Below are 18,009 nucleotides of genomic sequence, written 5' to 3'. Positions count from 1 at the left end.
CACGCCGTGACGGGCGCCGTGTCCTCGAATGTAGTGGGCGGGTCCGACAACACAGGCACCTTTGCGGCAAAGCTGGTCGGAACGGTGTTGCGGATGGTAAGGGCGGCATGACGTTGTGGCGGATCTGGTGACGCTTCCTGCTCGAAGTGGACCGGTGCGGACCGTTCGTGCCTGTATCGACGCATGCGTTATGCGGGTGTGACCGGTTGCGGGCGAAAACCCGCCGCGCTCTGGGCATAGCCTTGGGGAGGGTTGGCCCGCCGCGCCATGGAATCGAAAGCGTTTCACGGGGGAGAGGCCGGGCAGTCGAGCCGGGAAGGGTGGGTTCCGTATTGCAACCGGGACACATCCGGTCCGAAAGCGAGCGAAAGGCTTCGAGCGCGTGTCGTTGAAGGTGGCAGAGGACGAAAAGGGCCCCTGGGCCGTACTCCAGGTCTCCGGAGAAATGGACCTGGTCACATCGCCCGCGGTGCGCCAGCACGTGCACGACGCGGTGGCCGACGGCCGGCGGTCCCTGGTGCTGGACCTGTCCGAGGTCCGGTTCTGCGATTCCAGCGGGGTGGGCGTGCTGATCGCCGCCCGCCGCCTGATGCGCTCCTGTCAGGGGCGGCTGAGACTGATCCTGCCCGCCCAGGGCGCCGTCGACGGCTCGCACGTCAACCGCGTACTCGCCGCCCTGGGTGTGCGCCGGCTCTTCGAGGTCTACCCGGACCTGTCCACCGCGGTGGACGAGGCGGCAGCGCCCCTGTCGGCCTGAGGCGGCCGGCGCCGGCCGGTCGCGCGGTGCGCGGGCCCACCCCGGCCCCCGCAGCGGTTGCCCCGCCCTCACCCCGCCCCGTACGGCAACTCCGCCCGTACGACGAAGCCCCCTTCTGACGTGGGGCGCGCCTCCAGCGTCCCGCCGAGGCTCTGCGCCCGTTCGCGCAGTCCCACCAGCCCGTGCCCGCCGCCGGGCAGTCCCGGGACCGTCGCCGTCGCGTCCGGCGGCCCGTTGCGGATCTCCACCCGCAGCCCCTCCCGGGCCCGTTCCGCCGCGTCCGTGCCGGCCGGTGCGCCCAGTTCCACCGCGTCGACCCGGACCCGCACCCGCGCGCCCGGCGCGTGCTTGCGGACGTTGGTGAGCGCCTCCTGGACGGTGCGGAACGCGGCCCGCTCGACCGTCCTGGCGCCGCGCGACCGGCCCACGCCGGACCCGCCGTCGTGCGCCGCGGCGAGCCCCTCGTACGTCACGTCCAGCGCGCTCATCTCGATCAACCGGGGCAGTTCGTCCAGGTCGGGCTGCGGGGCCAGTTCGCCCGCCACCCGGGCGTCGCCGCCGGCCGCGCGCAGGACGCCGACCATGTGCCGCAGCTCCTCCAGGGTGCGCACGGACAGCTCCCGGATGGTCCGGGCCCCGTTGCGCGCCGTCTCGTCCTCGGTGCTGACCTGCACCGCCCCGGCCTGGAGGCTGATGAGGCTGACCTGGTGGGCCACCACGTCGTGCATCTCGCGGGCCAGCCGGGCCCGTTCGGTGGCCTTCACCCGCTCCGCCAGCAGCCGGTCCTCGCGCCGCATGCTGCGGGTCAAGTCCTCGACGCGGGAGGCGAGTTCACGACGGGTGCGGACCAGCAGGCCGAGCGCGATCGGCGCCGCGGAGGTGACGCAGGCGTCGATCAGGACCAGGGTGTTCTCGCGGTACGCGGTCGGCTCGAAGTCCGAGATCGGGTACGGCAGGAAGTGCGCGGCGACCAGCAGCAGCGCACAGACCCCGAGCCGGGCCGGACCGGGGGCGCACCGCCGCCGCACCGGTCCGGCGGCGGGGGAGGCGGCGAGGGTGTACAGGGCGATCATCGGCGCGAACCAGATGTAGCCGATGTAGAGCCCCGGCAGGGTCACCAGGAACACCAGCAGCGGCCAGCGGCGCCGCAGCAGCAGGGCGGTCGCCGCGACCACCGAGACGCCCAGCTCCAACGCCATTTCCAGGCCGTTGACCAGCAGCGCGTCGGCGATCGCCAGCAGTACCGGCACCACCACCGGGACGATCCGGCGCAGCCGGCCGGCCAGCGGCGTGCGCAGCAGCCGGCGTGCGCCCCGGCGCAGCCGCGCCCGGGCGGCGGCCCGGCCGGGGTCCGTCGCGTCCCGTGCCGCGCCGCCCGGGCCCGCCTCGCCGTCGGATCTCACCCGGTCCCCCGCGGGGCCCCGGCCACCAGGCCCGCCCGGTCGGCGACGATCGCCGCCTGCACCCGGTTGATCCCGCCCAGCTTGGCCAGGAGCGCCCGCACGTGGTCCTTCACCGTGCTGGGCGCCAACCCCATCCGCTCCGCGATCTGCGCGTTGCCCAGCCCCTCGCCCAGCAGCGCCAGCACCTGCGACTCGCGCGGCGTCAGCCCGCTCACCGCCCGGGCCGCCGCTGCCTGGTCCTCGGCCGTCAGGTAGCCGCCGATCACGGCCCGGGTCACGCCGGGGTCCAGGACGCTGCCGCCCGCCGCCAGCGTCCGCACCGCCCGCACCAGTTGCTCCGGGTCGGAGTCCTTGAGCAGGAAGCCGGCCGCGCCCTCCCGCAGCGCCGCCGTCAGGTACTCCTGGGCGTCGAAGGTGGTGAGCATCGCCACGGCCGGCGGCTCGGGCGCGGCGCGCAGCTGGCGTAGCACGGTCAGCCCGTCCACGTCCGGCATCCGGATGTCGAGCAGGACGACCTCGGCCGCGCACCCCAGTACGGTCTCCGCGGCCTCCGCGCCGCCGCAGTCCGCCACCATCTCGATGTCCGGGGCGGTCCCCAGGATCATCCGCAGTCCGGACCTGACGAGCCGTTCGTCATCCACCACAGCGACACGGATCACCGGCCGCCCCTTTCTTCCACACACCGTCCGAGCCCGGAACCGCCCGGCGCTGCGCGACTCCGTTCCCCTGCCGCCGGGTCCCCCTCCAGAGGGTCCCGCACCCCCGCCGACCGGCGGGGGTCCTCGCCCGACCTGCGGACGATGGTGCGGGGCGGACCCCGCGGGCAGAGTGGTTCTCATGCTGCACCACTGAAGAGGCCACAAGCCCGGGAGGCGTTGCAGTTCACATCGACGGCCGCCGCGGCCCCCACACGCGGCGGACGTCCCCGGCGTGCGGGGGCGGCCCGGCGGGAGACCTCTCCCAGCCGGTCGCGGGGGCCTACGAGGCCCCGTCGCTGCCGCCCTCGCCGCCGTCCTTCCGCCCCGCCGGCCCGTCCGCGCGCCCGGCCGCCTCGGTCACCTTGGCTCCCTCGGTCACCTCGGTCACCTCGACCGCCTCCGTGCCCTCCGCGCCGTCGCGCCACCGGTACTCCGCCAGCAGGTCCCCGCGGCTCTCCGCGACCCGTACGGCGTCCCGCAGCGCCGTGCTGAGCTGCGCCGACAGGAACCGCAGCTGCCCCGCGTCGGCCGCCGGATCCTCGATCAACGGCTCGGCGTGCTCCAGCAGCCCGAGGCCCATCGCCAAGTGCACCTCCTCCACCTGGTCGGCATGGCGGGACACGCGACCGGCGCCCGCGCGGTCGGAGAGCAGGTAACAGGTCTGGCCGTCGGGCCCGGTCCAGGGCAACAGCCGGGCGACGGGGCGGTCGGAGAGGTGCGACACGTGGCCTGCCTTTGTGGGGTGGGGTGGCCGGGGGCCGGGGGCCGGGGCCGTCGGCCTGACGGGCCAACACGCTAGGCGGCTGCGGACCGCGCGGACAGGGACGCCCCGTGCCACTTCGCCCCGGGGGTAGGACGCCGCGTCCCACCCCCGGGTCGCGGCTACGCGTCGAGGTCGAGGCGGTCGGCGAGCTCCGCCAGCGGGGAGGTCCGCCGCCGTTCCCGCCCGCGGAGTTCGGACACCAGGCGCAGGCTGGTGGAGTGGTACCGCATCCACTCCGGGGCGGTCCGCTCGGCTGTCAGCAGGGCCGTCACCGCCGCGTCGTCCTGGTTCAGGTCGGCGTGGGCCAGGGCCCGGTCGACGTGGAACCGGGCACGCCAGGTGGGCGGCAGCGCCCGCAGCTCCGGTACGGTCCGCGCGGTGCGCAGGGCCTGCGCGCTGTCCGCCATCTCCACCAGGAAGTTGACCTTCGCCACGCCCACGTTGGTGGGGCCGAACGGCGTGGCGTAGTCGATCCGGTCCGCCCCGAGGCCGGCCGCCGCCGCATCCGTCAGCGTGAGCAACTGCCGCACGGTGTCGTGGCGCTCCCTGCGGACGGCCGCCGTCGCCGCGCGGAGCAGCAGGATTCCCCACAGGGCCAGTTCCACCGGCGGGGAGCGGAAGCCGGGCTCGATGCGCTCCGCGGTGCCGAGCGCGACCCGTTCTGCGTCGGCCAACCGGCCCTGCTTGGTCAGGACCCAGGCGAGGCTGGCGAAGCCCACCGTCTCCAGGTGCGGGTCGTCCCCCTTGGCCGCGGCCGTCCGCGCCCGTTCGAGCGCGGTGAACGCGGCGTCCTCCTTGCCCAGTGCGGCCAGTGTCGTCGCGGCGATCTGGTACGCCTCGGCCAGCACGGACTGGGCGGCGGCCGCCGTGTCGCCGGTGGAGGCGTGCGCCACCGCCTTGGCGTCGCGGATCAACTGCGGGAGCAGCGTACCGATTTCCGCCATGCGGCCTTCCCGGCGGATGCGTTCCGTCGAGTGCAAGGAGGCCCGCAGCGACGCGAGGTCCGGCGGCTCCTCGGGGTCGGCTTCGTCCCCGAGGAGTTCGGACACCGGAGCGACGGCCTGACGCAGCGCCAGTACGGACGGCTGCTCGCCGTCGCTGCGCACCTCGAAGGTGGCCGGCTTGCCGACCAGCGTGGACGTCTCCACGTCCAGTGCGGCGGCCAGGGCGTTGAGCGTGCTCAGCCGCGCCGTCCGGCGCACGCCCTGTTCGAGTTTGCGCACGATGTCGACGGACAGCCCGGCCCGCTCGGCGAGCCCTTCCTGCGTCAGCCTGCGCCGTGCGCGCAGCCGGGCGATGCGCTCCCCGATGTCAGGCTCCTGGTGGAACAACTCCATGGCGACCCCCGCGAGACGGACGTATCGACCACGCTACGCCTGTGGGCGAACGGGCGCGGCGTCACGGAGCACGGTCGTCGCCGGGGACGTCGTCGCCCCGTCCCGCCCCCGTCCCCATCACCAACACCACCGCCGACGTCATCGCGGCCAGTTCGAAGGCCGTGGTGGCCATGGAGAGGGCGCCCTCGGGGGTTTCGAAGGACTGGTTGAAGAAGTCGGTGACGGTCAGCCAGACCACCGTGCGGACGGTGAGGTACAGCTGGATCGACGCGAAGACCAGCAGCGCGCCGCGGACGTCGCGGCGGGCGCGGAAGGCCAGGATGCCCAGCACGAGGAAGCCCAGCACCGAGCCCAGGGTGGTGAACTCCGTGGACGCGGCCAGGTTGAGGGTGCCCAGCACCGAGCCGTCGACCGCGCCGCGGAGGTAGCGGGCGGTGTCCATGCCCGCCGTCGTCAGGTCGCGGACGGTCCAGGCGAGCCGGGCCAGCCCCATGACGAGGAAGAGGACGCCGCAGATGCGGGAGAGCCGCCGGTCCCGGGCGCAGGGGGCGGGGCGGGGCGCGGCGGGGGCGGACTCCGCGCGCCGGCGCCGGCGGTGCTCGGCCGCCGGGAACATCGTGGTCAGCACGGCCACCGCCACCACCAGGCCCAGCACCCGGGTGGCCAGCGCCCACCCGCCGAGCGGGTCGGTGGCGTACTGGTCCCGGTAGGCCGCGTCGAACAGGCCGACCGCCTCGCGCAGCGAGACGGCCAGCAGGAAGCACCCGGAGAAGAGCGCGGCGCTGCGGGCCGCGCGCCGGTGGGCGACGGCGAGTCCGGCGGTCGCGAGGAACGCGGCGGCGAAGGCCCACTCGTAGGGGCCGACCAGTTGGGAGGCGGGGGAGGCGCCGGGGTTGAAGAGCCCCTCGACGAAGTCCCAGAGGGAGCCGTCCCCCTGGACGATGCCGTAGACCGTCCAGGCGGCGAGCGCGGACGCGTAGAGCGTCAGGAAGAACGCGGTGGTGTGGTACGCGCCGTGGTCCTCGGGGGCGGCGCGGGAGGGGGCGCCGCCCGGACGGACGTCCAGCACGTCGCCGTCCCGCATGACCATGCCCGATCCCCGTTTCCGTGCCGCTCGTCGCCGTGGCGGAGTCGTCGCCGGTGCCGCCGCTGCCGCCGCCTCACTGTGTCAAGGACGGGTCCGGGGGCGGGGGAGGTTCCGCTCCGTGTGTCGCGAGTTGATCAAGATCCGTGCGGGGGCTCACGGTACGCGGTGCGGCAGGGCGTCGATCCGTTCCGCGCGGGCCGCGGTCACCGCACGCGGCGGGCGGTGACCGCCACGAAGTCGCGGATGCCGCGGCGGGTGGCGTCCCGCAGGCTGGTGAAGGCGGCGAGGTCCGGGGCCCAGTGGATCTCCGTCACCTGCTCCAGGATCTGTTCGCTGGATTCGAGGACGGCCGGGTCGTCGGAGACCATCTGGGCGCGGAACATGGCTTCTTGGGCCGCGCACCGGGCCTTGTAGACCTCCTCGCGCAGCTCCACGGTGTCCTCGCCGCAGCGGCCCTCCTCGTGCCGCACGAACCAGCGGTGGACCAGGACCCGCCGGTACTCCAGGAGCGCCGCCGCGTACGCGCAGTACGCGTCCATCCGCTCCTGGCGGAGCCGTTGCGCACGGGCGAACTGCTCGCTGCGGTCGGCGGACCGCCGCTGGAAGTGGTGGGTGATGGCGGAACCCAGCAGGGTCCCGAAGACCGCGACGACGCTCGCTATGACTGCCTCCATGGCAGCCAGTGGATCACAGGGGCGGGGGGTTCCCGGCCCGTTTCGCCGCCGGCGCAGGCGGGCGGGAGATGCGTCCCAATGGTGGTAACACGCGCTGATAGGTGAGGAGTTGGGGCGTGCGCGGGGCGGGAGCCGCCCCCGTCCGCCCGGTGGCCGTGCGGCAGGATGTGGCCATGGGGATCTTCGGGGGAGAAGGCCGACTGATCGGTGACCGGTACCGGCTGGAGATACGCCTGGGCCGCGGCGGCATGGGCACGGTCTGGCGGGCCACGGACGAACTGCTGGGCCGTCATGTGGCGGTCAAGGAACTCAACGTGGACGACCTGGTGGCGGAGCCCGAGGCGCGGGTGCAGCGCGACCGGGCGATGCGGGAGGCGCGCACGGTCGCCCAGGTCAAGCATCCGCACGTGATCGTGGTGCACGACGTGGTCGAGCAGGACGGGCGGCCGTGGATCGTGATGGAGCTGGTGGAGGGCGCGTCGCTGGCCGACCGGCTGGCGTCCGGCGGACCGCTCCCGCCGGCCGAGGCGGCCCGGATCGGGCTGGCGCTGCTGGGCGCGCTGCGGGCCGCGCACGCCCGGGGCGTGCTGCACCGCGACGTCAAACCGGCCAACGTGCTGCTGGAGCGCGGCACCGAACGGGTGGTGCTCACCGACTTCGGGATCGCCCGGGTGCCCGGCGTGACGACGTTGACCGATGCCGGCGGCTTCGTCGGCTCGCCCGAGTACACCGCCCCGGAGCGGATGTCCGGACGCGGCGCCGGCCCGGAGGCCGACCTGTGGTCCCTGGGGGTGCTGCTGTGCGCCGCCCTCAGTGGCGCGACGCCGTTCCGCCGGGACTCGATGGCCGGGGTGCTGCACGCCGTGGTCTACGAGGACATCGAACTCCCGCCGACCGCCGACCCGTTGGCGGACGTCGTGCGGGGCCTGCTGGAGCGCGATCCGCGGCGGCGGCTGGACGTCGACGCGACGGAGCGGCTGCTCGGCGGTGCCCCGCCGATGGCCGGGGCCGGGCCGGTGGTGGCGCCCCGCTCCGCCGAGGGCGACCCCTTCCGGCCCCCCGGCACGCCGGTGCTGCCCACGCCGGGCGCCGGAGCGGGGACCGGCACCCCCGGGGTTTCGGCGGCCCCTGGTGCCGCAGGTGTCGCAGGCGCCCCGGGCCGTCCCGTCCCCGACCGTCCCGCGTCCGCCGGCACCCCCGCCGACCGGGCGCCGGGCGCCGCCCGCCCCCAGGCCCGCCGTACCCGCCTCGCCCTGATGGTGGCCGCCGCCGCGGTCGTCCTCGCAGGGGCCGCGGCGGGCACGGCCGCCTACCTGGCCGACGGCAACGGCGCGGGCACCACCGACGAGCCGACCGCCCCGCACCCCGGCGCCTCCGAGCAGGCCGGCGCCCACAAGGGCGAGAAGGGGCAGCGCGACCCCCAGGGACCGGCGGACCCGCAGGGCAGCGCCCCGGACGGCCCCGCGCCCACGGTCACCGTCACCACGTCGATCGCCCCGGGCGGCGACGGATCCGCACCGCCCGGATACCGGACCGTCCACGACCCGGCCGGCTTCAGCATGGCGGTCCCGAGCGGCTTCGCCCGCTCCTACGAGAACGACCGGGTCTACTACTACTCCGAGGGCAAGCGCTTCCGGATCGGCGTGCAGCTCCAACAGCCGGTGCCCGAGGGCCCGATCGGCGCGATGCGCACTGCGGACGCCAAGGGGCCCACCACCTACGACGGCTACCGCGACGGGCGGGTCGTCGAGACCACCCACAACGGACACCGAGCCGGTCGCTGGGAGTTCGTCTGGGACGGCAGCGCCCAGGACGGCGACGCGCGCTACACCTACGACCTGAGCTGGGACGAGGGCGGCCGGATGATGGACGTCTGGATCTCCTCCCCGGTCGCCTCCCGGACCGAGGCCGAGCGGCAGTTCGACGCCGCGATCACGTCCTTCCGGCTGGCCGGGCGGTGACCTTCCCAGGCCCGGCCCGCCCCGGCGTGCCGCGGCCGTCGAGGGCGGCCCGTCCCCGGCCCATCCCCCCAGACCAGCCCGGTTGCGGCCAGCAAACGCTGGCGTGATTGTGCGCAGCCCGTGAAAACCTGTTACTCCCGGGTACACAAAGCGGTCCCGGGCGCATACGCTCGCCGGCATGACGGACTCGCAGGACACCGGTACCGCCTCCGCCACCGACGAGGCCCCCCAGGACGCCCCGGCATCCCCGGCGGCCCCTCAGGCCGCAGCCGGGGACGCCCCCGGCCCGGGCGCGGCCGAGGGTGTCGGAGGCAACCCGGTGGTGCGCGCCGCGCCCGGCACCCGCACCGCCGCCGACGTGGTCCCCCCGGAGGTGGCCGCCCGCCTCACCCGGTGCGTGGTGGGCAGCAGGCGCACCGCCAACCACACCCCGTTCACCGGGGAGAAGCTGGCGGACCTGCCCGAGTCCACCCCCGAGGACGTCGCCACCGCCTTCGAGCGGGCCCGCGCCGCGCAGGAGCGTTGGGCGAAGGTCCCGGTCCGGCAGCGCGCCGCGGTCCTGCTCCGCTTCCACGACCTGGTCCTGCGCCGCCAGGCCGAGGTCCTCGACCTGATCCAGCTGGAGACCGGCAAGGCGCGGCTGCACGCCCACGAGGAGGTGCAGGCGGTCGCCGTCGCCGCCCGCCACTACGGCCGCAAGGCCCCCGCCTACCTCCGCCCCAAGGGCCACACCGGCGTCGTACCGACCCTGACCAAGGTCACCGAACTCCGCCAGCCGCGCGGCGTGGTGGGGCAGATCGCCCCCTGGAACTACCCCTTCGAGCTGACCGTCGGCGACGCCCTGCCGGCCTTCGTCGCCGGCAACGCCGTGGTCATGAAGCCCGACACGGAGACCGCGCTGACCGCCCTGTGGGCCCGGGAGCAGCTGATCGAGGCCGGGCTGCCGGAGGACGTCTGGCAGGTCGTGATCGGCGAGGGTCCGGTCGTCGGCCCGGAGGTCGTCAAGCACGCCGACTACGTCTCGTTCACCGGCTCCACCCGCACCGGCCGCGAGGTCGCCCAGGGCGCCGCCGCCCGGCTGGTCGGGGTCTCCCTCGAACTCGGCGGCAAGAACGCCATGGTGGTGCTGCACGACGCCGACCTCGACAAGGCCGCCGCCGGCGCCGTCCGCGGCTGCTTCTCCTCCGCGGGCCAGCTGTGCATCTCCATCGAGCGGCTCTACGTCCACGAGTCGATCGCGGACGCCTTCGTCGAGCGGTTCGCCGCCCGGACCAGGGCGATGCGGCTGGGCAACGCCCTCGCCTACGGCGCCGACATGGGGTCGCTGGTCGGCGAGCGCCAGTTGGAGACCGTCACCCGGCACGTCGAGGAGGCCGTCGCCAAGGGCGCCCGGGTGGTCGCCGGCGGCCGGCCCCGCCCCGACGTCGGCCCGCTGTTCTACGAGCCGACGATCCTCGAAGACGTCGAGGCGCCGATGGCGGTCTGCGGCGAGGAGACCTTCGGCCCGGTCGTCTCGATCTACCGCTTCCGCGACGAGGACGAGGTGGTCGCCCGCGCCAACGCCACGCCGTACGGCCTGAATTCGAGCGTCTGGACCAAGGACGGCCGCCGCGGTCGGGCGATCGCGGCCCGCCTGCGCACCGGCACCGTCAACGTCAACGAGGCGTACGCCGCCGGCTACGGCAGCGTCCAGTCCCCGATGGGCGGGATGGGCGACTCGGGCCTGGGCCGCCGGCACGGCTCCGAGGGCATCCTGAAGTACACCGAGGCGCAGACCGTCGCCCAGCAGCGGCTGATGCCGCTGGGGCCGGCCTTCGGGATGGACGACGAGAAGTACGCGGCGTTCATGACCCGCAGCCTGCGCGTGATGAAGGCGTTCCGCCTGCGCTGAGCCGCACGACGCGGCCGTCCCGGGGACCGGTGGCCCCGGGGCGGCGAACAGTCAGCCCCTCCGGCGTTTTCAGGAGCGGGGTCCGGGGCGGCGCCCCGAACACGGATACGGAGGTACCGGTGCCACAGGAGAACTCTGCCCACCACCACGCCCCGACCGAGGAGAGCGGCACCCCCGACGCGACCGCCCCCGACGGCACCGCGGCCGACGCGACCGCCCCCGACGACGCCGGCCACGACTACGACGTCCTCGTCATCGGCTCCGGCTTCGGCGGCGCGGTCTCGGCCCTGCGGCTGACCGAGAAGGGCTACCGCGTCGGCGTCCTCGAAGCCGGTCGGCGGTTCACCCGCGAGACCCTGCCCAAGAACTCCTGGGACCTGAAGAACTACCTGTGGGCCCCGGCGCTCGGCCTCTACGGCATCCAGCGCATCCACCTGCTGGGCAACGTGATGGTGCTGGCCGGCGCCGGGGTCGGCGGCGGCTCGCTCAACTACGCCAACACCCTCTACGTCCCGCCCAAGGCGTTCTTCGACGACCCCCAGTGGCGCGGGATCACCGACTGGCAGCAGGAGTTGACGCCGTACTACGACCAGGCCCGGCGGATGCTCGGGGTCCGGCTCAACCCGACGATGACCCCGTCCGACGTCCACCTGAAGGCGACCGCCCGGGCCATGGGCGTCGGCGACTCCTTCCACATGGCACCGGTCGGGGTGTTCTTCGGGGACGGCAAGGACGCGATCGCCGACGGCGCCGACGGCGCGGCCGGCACGGACGGCGGGGGCACCGAGGACGCCGCCGCGGGGGCCGCCGGGCCGGTGACGGCGCCGCCCGGCGGTGAGGTCCCCGACCCGTACTTCGGCGGCGCCGGCCCGTCCCGCCGGGCGTGCACCGAATGCGGCGAGTGCATGACCGGCTGCCGGCACGGTGCCAAGAACACCCTCAACGAGAACTACCTCCACCTCGCCGAGCGGGCCGGCGCGGTGATCCACCCGATGACCTCCGTCGTCGCCGTCACCGAGGACTCCCGCGGCGGCTTCGCGGTCCGCACGCTGCCCACCGACAACAAGAAGAAGGGCGCGGGCCGGACCTTCACCGCCCGCCGCGTCGTCCTCGCCGCCGGCACCTACGGCACCCAGACCCTGCTGCACCGCATGAAGGACAGCGGTCTGCTGCCGTACCTCTCGGCCCGGCTCGGCACCCTGACCCGCACCAACTCCGAGGCCCTGGTGGGCGCCCAGACCACCGGTCGGCGCTACCGCAAGGCCCACGGCACCGACCGGGTCGACTTCACCAAGGGCGTCGCGATCACCTCGTCGATCCACCCGGACGAGAACACCCACATCGAGCCGGTCCGTTACGGCCGGGGCTCCAACTCCATGGGGAGCCTGACGATCCTCCAGGTCCCGTACCGCCCGGCCGGCCGGGTCCTGGGCTGGGCCGGCAACATGGTCCGCCACCCGGTGCTGGCGCTCCGCTCGCTCTCCAACCGCCGCTGGTCCGAGCGCACCATCATCGGCCTGGTGATGCAGTCCCTCGACAACTCCCTGACCACGTACCGCAAACCGGGCGGCCTGGGGAAGGGCCTGCTCACCGCCCGGCAGGGCCACGGCGCCCCCAACCCCAACCAGATCCCCGAGGCCACCGAGGCGGCCACCCTGCTCGCCCAGGAGATCAACGGCTTCCCGGGCAGCAACGTCGGCGAGCTGATGGGCACCCCGCTCACCGCGCACTTCCTCGGCGGCTGCCCGATCGGCGCGGACGCCGACCACGGCGTCATCGACCCCTACCACCGGCTCTACGGCCACCCGGGCATCTCGGTCGTCGACGGCGCCGCGGTCTCCGCCAACCTCGGCGTCAACCCGTCCCTGACGATCACCGCCCAGGCCGAGCGCGCCATGTCCCTGTGGCCCAACAAGGGCGAGGCGGACCCGCGCCCGGCCCCCGGGCGGCCCTACGCGCGGGTGGCGCCGGTCGCACCGGTCCGCCCGGCCGTCCCCGCCTCGGCGTTCGGCGCGCTCACCCTGCCGCTGCTGGCCGTGCCGGAGGTCCCGCCCAAGAAGTAGCCGCGGACGCGCCAGAGGGCCGCCCCAGGGGGACGGCCCTCCCCGCCGTCAGCGCGGGCGCGCGTCAGACGTCCCGCGGCCCGTTACGCGGCGATGCCGCCGGTGGCCTTGCGCCGCCGGACGACGAAGATCGCCCCGGCGCCCACGGCCATCGCCACACCGCCCACCAGGCCGATCGTCGGCAGCGCGGAGGAGGCACCGGTCTCGGCGAGGTTGCCGGTCACCGGCAGCTTGTCCAGGCCCTCCTTGGGCTTGCCGGTGGCGACCGGCTTGGCGGTGCCCTGCGGCCCCGGCTTGTTGCCGGGCTTGCCGGGCTTGGCCGGCGGGACCTCCCCCGGCTTGCTGCCGGCCGGAAGGATCGCGAAGTCGTACCAGTTCTCCTTGGACGTGCCGCAGGACCCGTCCCCGTTGAAGTAGTCGCCGGCGATCAGCGCGAACCCGTCACCGGGCTTGGCCGTCTTGTCGGCGCGGATCCGCAGCGTCAACTCGGCGGTCTGGTGCGCGTCCAGCTCGAACCAGCCGAAGTAGTCGCCGTCGGACCACTCGCCGAACGTCGTCCACTTGCCGGTGTCCGGGTCCTGGTACTCCAGGTGCAGTGGGGACTCGGCGCGGGTGTCGTCGTCCTCCAGCGACACCGCCAGGATGAACGGGTAGACCTCTTCCAGCTTCTTGTCGGTGGTGTTGCGCAGCTTCACGCTGAACCGCGACCAGTCGGCGCCGGCGACCAGCTTCGAGGGCAGGCCGGCCACGCTGACGTCGAGCGCCGCGTCGTCCAGGGTGCAGTCGCCGTCGTCCGACGGGCTGGGGGAGGGGGAGCCGGGCGCGGTCGTCGGCGTGCCCGACGCGGTGGGCCCGGGCTTGGCGGTGCTGGCCGGGGCGGTCGGGGTGGCGCTGCCCCCGCTGCCCCCGCTGCCGGCCGTGGGACCGGTGTCCTCGGCGGGCGCGGTCTCATCGCCGGACGCGTCCTCGCCGTCGGTGGCGGTGGGCTCGGCCGACGGGGTGGCGTCGGCGCCCTGCTCCGGGCCGGGGGCGGCCGGCGTCGGCTCGGCGCTCGCGGTGGCCGCGGTGTCGGAACCGGTCGCCTGCGCGGCGGGTGCCGCCAGGAGGGCGGCGGGGGCTATGACGGCCGTCGCGGCGACGGACGTCAGGGCACGGCGAAGCTTCATCCAGAAGACCTCTCGGGGTCCGAAGTGCCGCGGCGCGGCACTTCGTGGTGGTGCTGGCCGTCGCGGTGGGGCGCGGTATGGCCGTGCGATGTCAGGTACGTGACACCGGATGGCCGAAAAAGGTTGTCCACTCCTCCAAGAAGATCGTCGTGATCTCGCTCACAGACGTCACAGCATTCACACAGGCACCACATGGCCGGCACACAGCGAAGGGCCCCGGGAAATCCTCCGCGAGGGGGGAACGCGGAGGCCACGGGGCCCTTGGCTTTCGGTGCCGGCGTCAGGGCAGCGCCGGCACCGACGGGCGGCGCTGGGGGGGGGTAGCGCCGCTGGCTCTTCGGGGTGGTGCGGAGTGGTGCGGGATGGTGCGCGGTGCGTCGTTCCCGAGCCGGTGTGGACCAATGGCGTGCACGGTAAAGATCCGTACCGGAAGCGGTCGACGGTTCGTCAAGCATCGTCCTGGATGCGCCTCACCTGGCGCAACCGTTTCGACGGATGCGGTCGGTCCCGGGCGTCCCCAGGACCGACCACCCCATCGGTGTGACCGGGCTGCTGTCCCCTGCTGACCGGTCACGGCCCGGAACGAGGTCCCACGACGCGGGCCGCTGCCAGCGGCCGGCGTCTCATCGCTCCGGCTTTCCGCCCACGGGGCGGCGTCTACGCGTAGTCCTGCAGGCCGCGCCTGGCTGGCGTGGCACCGGGAACAACGACCCCTCTCCGGGCGCGGTCACGCGCCGTACGGGTGAGTCGGCACCCGAACTCAGATCCAGCCGGTTCCCCGCACGGAACGGGTGCTCCGGGCGATCGGATCCGGCCGCGGACGCGCGCCCGCGCCGGCCTCAGGCCCGGCCCCGGGACAGTTCCAGCAGCGTCATCGCCAGCGCGGTGCCCGGGCGGCCGAGCTGCTCGCTGTAGTGGGCCAGCACCTCCATCTCGCGGGAGAGGCTCAGCCGGCGCCCGCCGGAGGCGATCCGCTCGCGCTGGATGACCGCCGAGACGGCCATCCGTTCCTGCACGAGCCCGATGATCCGGCCGTCGAGATCGTCGATCCGGCGCCGGGCGTCCCGGATCGTCCCGGCCGCCTCGGGGGTGCTGGCGCCGGTGTCCGGAACGGCGGTGGGGGCGGTCGGCGACGTCGTCGATGCGGTGTTGCTGGTCATGGTCGTTTTCCGTTTCTCCGAGGGGCGGGTGGGCCCCGGGAGCCGCGGAAGCCGCTGACGGTCCCGGACAGACACAGGCGCCCCGGACCGTTGTCGGCCCGGGGCGCCTGGGGAAGTCGCGTGTCAGTTGATCAAGCAGCACGACCATGGCAGCCGGACGGGCCGGTGCCATAGGTAAAGGCGAAGCTGTACTGCTGGAACATGGTGTTCAGTATGGGCCCGTTAGAATCGAAAGTCCAACCCCGCTCCACACCGCCGGAAGGCCGCCGAAGTGCCATCAGCGCCCCCTGCCGCCGCACCGGACGTCGTCCTCGTTGTCGACTTCGGCGCACAGTACGCCCAGCTCATCGCCCGTCGGGTCCGTGAGGCCCGGGTCTACAGCGAGATCGTGCCGTCCACCATGCCGGTGGCCGAGATGCTCGCCAAGAACCCCAAGGCGATCATCCTCTCCGGCGGTCCGTCGTCGGTCTACGCCGAAGGCGCCCCCAGCCTCGACCGTGCCCTGTTCGAAGCCGGTGTCCCGGTCTTCGGCATGTGCTACGGCTTCCAGCTGATGGCGACCACCCTCGGCGGCACGGTCGACAACAACGGTGCCCGTGAGTACGGCCGCACCGCACTGACCGTCAGCAAGCCCGGCTCCACCCTCTTCGAGGGGACTCCGGCCGAGCAGTCCGTGTGGATGTCGCACGGCGACGCCTGCTCCGCCGCCCCCGAGGGCTTCGCCGTCACCGCGTCCACCGACCTGGTCCCGGTCGCGGCGTTCGAGAACGACGAGAAGAAGCTCTACGGCGTCCAGTACCACCCCGAGGTGCTGCACTCCACGCACGGTCAGCAGGTGCTGGAGCACTTCCTGTACCGCGGTGCGGGCATCGAGCCGACCTGGACGACCACCAGCGTGGTCGAGGAGCAGGTCGCCGCGATCCGCGCGCAGGTCGGCAGCAAGCGGGCGATCTGCGGGCTGTCCGGCGGCGTGGACTCCGCGGTGGCCGCCGCCCTGGTCCAGAAGGCCATCGGCGACCAGCTGACCTGCGTCTACGTCGACCACGGCCTGATGCGCAAGGGCGAGACCGAGCAGGTCGAGAAGGACTTCGTGGCGGCGACGGGCGTGCAGCTCAAGGTCGTCGACGCCGCCGAGCGCTTCCTGAACGCGCTCAAGGGCGTCTCCGACCCGGAGCAGAAGCGCAAGATCATCGGCCGGGAGTTCATCCGGGTCTTCGAGCAGGCCCAGGCGGAACTCGTCGCCGAGGCCGGCGCCGAGGGCGAGGAAGTGGCCTTCCTGGTCCAGGGCACGCTCTACCCGGACATCGTCGAGTCCGGCGGCGGCACCGGCACCGCGAACATCAAGTCGCACCACAACGTCGGCGGCCTGCCCGACGACATCGAGTTCGAGCTCGTCGAGCCGCTGCGCCAGCTGTTCAAGGACGAGGTCCGGATGGTCGGCTCCGAGCTGGGCCTGCCGGAGGAGATCGTCCACCGCCAGCCGTTCCCCGGCCCCGGCCTGGGCATCCGCATCGTCGGCGAGGTCACCCAGGAGCGCCTGGACCTGCTGCGCGAGGCCGACGCCATCGCCCGCGAGGAGCTGACCGCGGCCGGCCTGGACCGCGAGATCTGGCAGTGCCCGGTGGTCCTGCTCGCCGACGTCCGCTCGGTCGGCGTCCAGGGCGACGGCCGCACCTACGGTCACCCGATCGTGCTGCGCCCGGTCTCCTCCGAGGACGCCATGACCGCGGACTGGACGCGCATGCCGTACGAGGCCCTGGCCCGCATCTCCACCCGGATCACCAACGAGGTCGCGGACGTCAACCGCGTCGTCCTGGACGTCACCAGCAAGCCGCCGGGCACCATCGAGTGGGAGTGACCTCCCGCTGAGGCCCGACGGCGACGCCGCCGCCCCTGCTCGGGGGCGGCGGCGTCGCCGTTTGCGGGGGTTTCGCGAGGGGGCCGCGCCGCGGGTGGTGGTTGACGACCGGCGGGCGGGAGCGGAAGATGGTTTCCGTATTACGGCAATCAAAATCCGCGATGTGGAAGTGAGTGGGTCGCGCGCTATGAGCACCATCGGTTTCCTCGGCCTCGGCATCATGGGCAGTCCCATGGCGGTGAACCTCGCGAAGGCCGGGCATGCCGTGCTCGGCTGGAACCGCAGCCCCGGCAAGGCCGACGCCCTTCTCGCCGCGGGCGGCCGGGAGGCGTCGTCGATCGCCGAGGCGGTCCGCGACGCGGACGTCGTCATCACCATGGTCCCGGCGTCCCCGCAGGTCGAGGCCCTCGCCTACGGCCCCGACGGGATCCTGGCCCACGCCAGGCCCGGCACCCTGCTGATCGACATGTCCTCGATCACCCCGCAGACCTCCATCGACCTCGCGAAGAGGGCCGCCGAGCAGGGCGTCCGGGTCCTCGACGCCCCCGTCTCGGGCGGTGAGGCCGGCGCCGTGGAGGGCGTGCTGTCGATCATGGTCGGCGGTGAGCGGGCCGACTTCGAGGCCGCCCGGCCCGTCCTGGAGGCCGTCGGCACGACCCTCGTGCACTGCGGTCCGCACGGCTCCGGCCAGACCGTCAAGGCCGCCAACCAGCTGATCGTGGCGGTCAACCTCCAAGCCGTCGCCGAGGCCGTGGTCTTCCTGGAGAAGTCCGGGGTCGACCTCGCCGCGGCCCTCGACGTCCTGGGCGGCGGGCTGGCCGGCTCCGCCGTCCTGGCCCGCAAGAAGGACAACTTCCTCCAGCGCGCCTACGCCCCCGGCTTCAAGCTCGAACTCCACCACAAGGACATGGGCATCGTCACCGACGCCGCCCGCACCGTCGGCGCCCCCCTCCCGGTCGGCGCCACCGCGGCCCAGCTCATCGCCTCCGCGGTGGCCCGCGGCGACGGGGCGCTCGACCACTCCGCGCTGCTCCGCGGCGTGGAACTGCTCAGCGGCTGCGCGCCGGAGCAGTAGGCCCGATCCTTCGGCACGCGGGTGCGGGGCCCGGCCCGGGCCCCGCGAGGGCACCGCGGTGCGGTTCGTGACGGCGCGGGCCTGGCCTTGGCGGGATGCGGCGGGTAGCTTCCGCC

The 18,009-nt window shown here is 74.0% G+C and carries 14 protein-coding genes; 6 read left to right on the top strand and 8 right to left on the bottom strand.

What is annotated here, in order from left to right:
* Window positions 1-382: 382 nt before the first annotated feature.
* Window positions 383-757, top strand: coding sequence for an STAS domain-containing protein (locus ACJ6WD_RS05265; protein WP_037634995.1), 375 nt, complete (start codon window positions 383-385; stop codon window positions 755-757).
* 68 nt (window positions 758-825) lie between these two features.
* Here the strand turns inward: ACJ6WD_RS05265 and ACJ6WD_RS05260 are convergent, their stop codons facing one another.
* From ACJ6WD_RS05260 to ACJ6WD_RS05235, 6 genes are all read right to left on the bottom strand, one after another.
* Window positions 826-2,160 carry a sensor histidine kinase gene (locus ACJ6WD_RS05260; protein WP_376445189.1) on the bottom strand — a complete coding sequence of 445 codons (1,335 nt, stop codon included), beginning with the start codon at window positions 2,158-2,160 and terminating at the stop codon, window positions 826-828.
* On the bottom strand, window positions 2,157-2,819 hold the full coding sequence (locus ACJ6WD_RS05255; protein WP_016572835.1) for a response regulator transcription factor: 663 nt from the start codon (window positions 2,817-2,819) through the stop codon (window positions 2,157-2,159). The genes ACJ6WD_RS05260 and ACJ6WD_RS05255 overlap by 4 nt, the downstream gene beginning before the upstream one ends.
* Window positions 2,820-3,138: 319 nt before the next feature.
* Complete coding sequence (locus ACJ6WD_RS05250) at window positions 3,139-3,582, bottom strand: hypothetical protein (protein WP_331249741.1); 444 nt, start codon at window positions 3,580-3,582, stop codon at window positions 3,139-3,141.
* Window positions 3,583-3,740: 158 nt separating this feature from the next.
* Window positions 3,741-4,958 (bottom strand): helix-turn-helix domain-containing protein, encoded by a 1,218-nt coding sequence (locus ACJ6WD_RS05245; protein WP_233660825.1) that lies wholly within the window; start codon window positions 4,956-4,958, stop codon window positions 3,741-3,743.
* A 61-nt stretch (window positions 4,959-5,019) separates the two neighbouring features.
* Window positions 5,020-6,048 carry a hypothetical protein gene (locus ACJ6WD_RS05240; RefSeq protein ID WP_233660824.1) on the bottom strand — a complete coding sequence of 343 codons (1,029 nt, stop codon included), beginning with the start codon at window positions 6,046-6,048 and terminating at the stop codon, window positions 5,020-5,022.
* A 200-nt stretch (window positions 6,049-6,248) separates the two neighbouring features.
* Window positions 6,249-6,719 carry a hypothetical protein gene (locus ACJ6WD_RS05235; RefSeq protein ID WP_233660823.1) on the bottom strand — a complete coding sequence of 157 codons (471 nt, stop codon included), beginning with the start codon at window positions 6,717-6,719 and terminating at the stop codon, window positions 6,249-6,251.
* 173 nt (window positions 6,720-6,892) lie between these two features.
* Here ACJ6WD_RS05235 and ACJ6WD_RS05230 point away from each other — a divergent pair, with 173 nt between their 5' ends.
* From ACJ6WD_RS05230 to ACJ6WD_RS05220, 3 genes are all read left to right on the top strand, one after another.
* Window positions 6,893-8,680, top strand: coding sequence for a protein kinase domain-containing protein (locus ACJ6WD_RS05230; RefSeq protein WP_407615201.1), 1,788 nt, complete (start codon window positions 6,893-6,895; stop codon window positions 8,678-8,680).
* A 178-nt stretch (window positions 8,681-8,858) separates the two neighbouring features.
* Window positions 8,859-10,571: a succinic semialdehyde dehydrogenase gene (locus tag ACJ6WD_RS05225; protein WP_233660821.1), complete on the top strand. Its 1,713-nt coding sequence runs from the start codon at window positions 8,859-8,861 to the stop codon at window positions 10,569-10,571.
* 119 nt (window positions 10,572-10,690) lie between these two features.
* On the top strand, window positions 10,691-12,634 hold the full coding sequence (locus ACJ6WD_RS05220; RefSeq protein WP_407615200.1) for a GMC oxidoreductase: 1,944 nt from the start codon (window positions 10,691-10,693) through the stop codon (window positions 12,632-12,634).
* Between the two features lie 83 nt (window positions 12,635-12,717).
* Here the strand turns inward: ACJ6WD_RS05220 and ACJ6WD_RS05215 are convergent, their stop codons facing one another.
* Both ACJ6WD_RS05215 and ACJ6WD_RS05210 read right to left on the bottom strand, forming a co-directional pair.
* Window positions 12,718-13,800: an LAETG motif-containing sortase-dependent surface protein gene (locus tag ACJ6WD_RS05215; protein WP_407615199.1), complete on the bottom strand. Its 1,083-nt coding sequence runs from the start codon at window positions 13,798-13,800 to the stop codon at window positions 12,718-12,720.
* A gap of 839 nt (window positions 13,801-14,639) precedes the next feature.
* On the bottom strand, window positions 14,640-14,960 hold the full coding sequence (locus ACJ6WD_RS05210; protein ID WP_233660819.1) for a chorismate mutase: 321 nt from the start codon (window positions 14,958-14,960) through the stop codon (window positions 14,640-14,642).
* A 271-nt stretch (window positions 14,961-15,231) separates the two neighbouring features.
* Here ACJ6WD_RS05210 and guaA point away from each other — a divergent pair, with 271 nt between their 5' ends.
* Together guaA and ACJ6WD_RS05200 are read left to right on the top strand one after the other, a co-directional pair.
* On the top strand, window positions 15,232-16,818 hold the full coding sequence (gene guaA, locus ACJ6WD_RS05205) for a glutamine-hydrolyzing GMP synthase (protein WP_233660818.1): 1,587 nt from the start codon (window positions 15,232-15,234) through the stop codon (window positions 16,816-16,818).
* Between the two features lie 187 nt (window positions 16,819-17,005).
* A complete protein-coding gene (locus tag ACJ6WD_RS05200) occupies window positions 17,006-17,893 on the top strand; it encodes a 2-hydroxy-3-oxopropionate reductase (protein ID WP_331249958.1) in 888 nt (295 codons plus the stop codon).
* The last annotated feature ends 116 nt before the right edge of the window (window positions 17,894-18,009 follow it).

It is taken from the genome of Streptomyces sp. VTCC 41912 (assembly GCF_045799175.1).
Taxonomy (GTDB): domain Bacteria; phylum Actinomycetota; class Actinomycetes; order Streptomycetales; family Streptomycetaceae; genus Streptomyces; species Streptomyces albulus_C.
Note: the sequence above shows the minus strand (reverse complement) of the source record. Positions and strands in the feature narration are given on the sequence as shown.

Coding starts and splice junctions, on each gene's coding strand:
- ACJ6WD_RS05215 (WP_407615199.1), bottom strand. CDS start 13,800: ATGAAGCTTCGCCGTGCCCTGACGTCCGTCGCCGCGACGGCCGTCATA.
- ACJ6WD_RS05200 (WP_331249958.1), top strand. CDS start 17,006: ATGAGCACCATCGGTTTCCTCGGCCTCGGCATCATGGGCAGTCCCATG.
- ACJ6WD_RS05235 (WP_233660823.1), bottom strand. CDS start 6,719: ATGGAGGCAGTCATAGCGAGCGTCGTCGCGGTCTTCGGGACCCTGCTG.
- ACJ6WD_RS05240 (WP_233660824.1), bottom strand. CDS start 6,048: ATGGTCATGCGGGACGGCGACGTGCTGGACGTCCGTCCGGGCGGCGCC.
- ACJ6WD_RS05230 (WP_407615201.1), top strand. CDS start 6,893: ATGGGGATCTTCGGGGGAGAAGGCCGACTGATCGGTGACCGGTACCGG.
- ACJ6WD_RS05210 (WP_233660819.1), bottom strand. CDS start 14,960: ATGACCAGCAACACCGCATCGACGACGTCGCCGACCGCCCCCACCGCC.
- ACJ6WD_RS05225 (WP_233660821.1), top strand. CDS start 8,859: ATGACGGACTCGCAGGACACCGGTACCGCCTCCGCCACCGACGAGGCC.
- ACJ6WD_RS05245 (WP_233660825.1), bottom strand. CDS start 4,958: ATGGAGTTGTTCCACCAGGAGCCTGACATCGGGGAGCGCATCGCCCGG.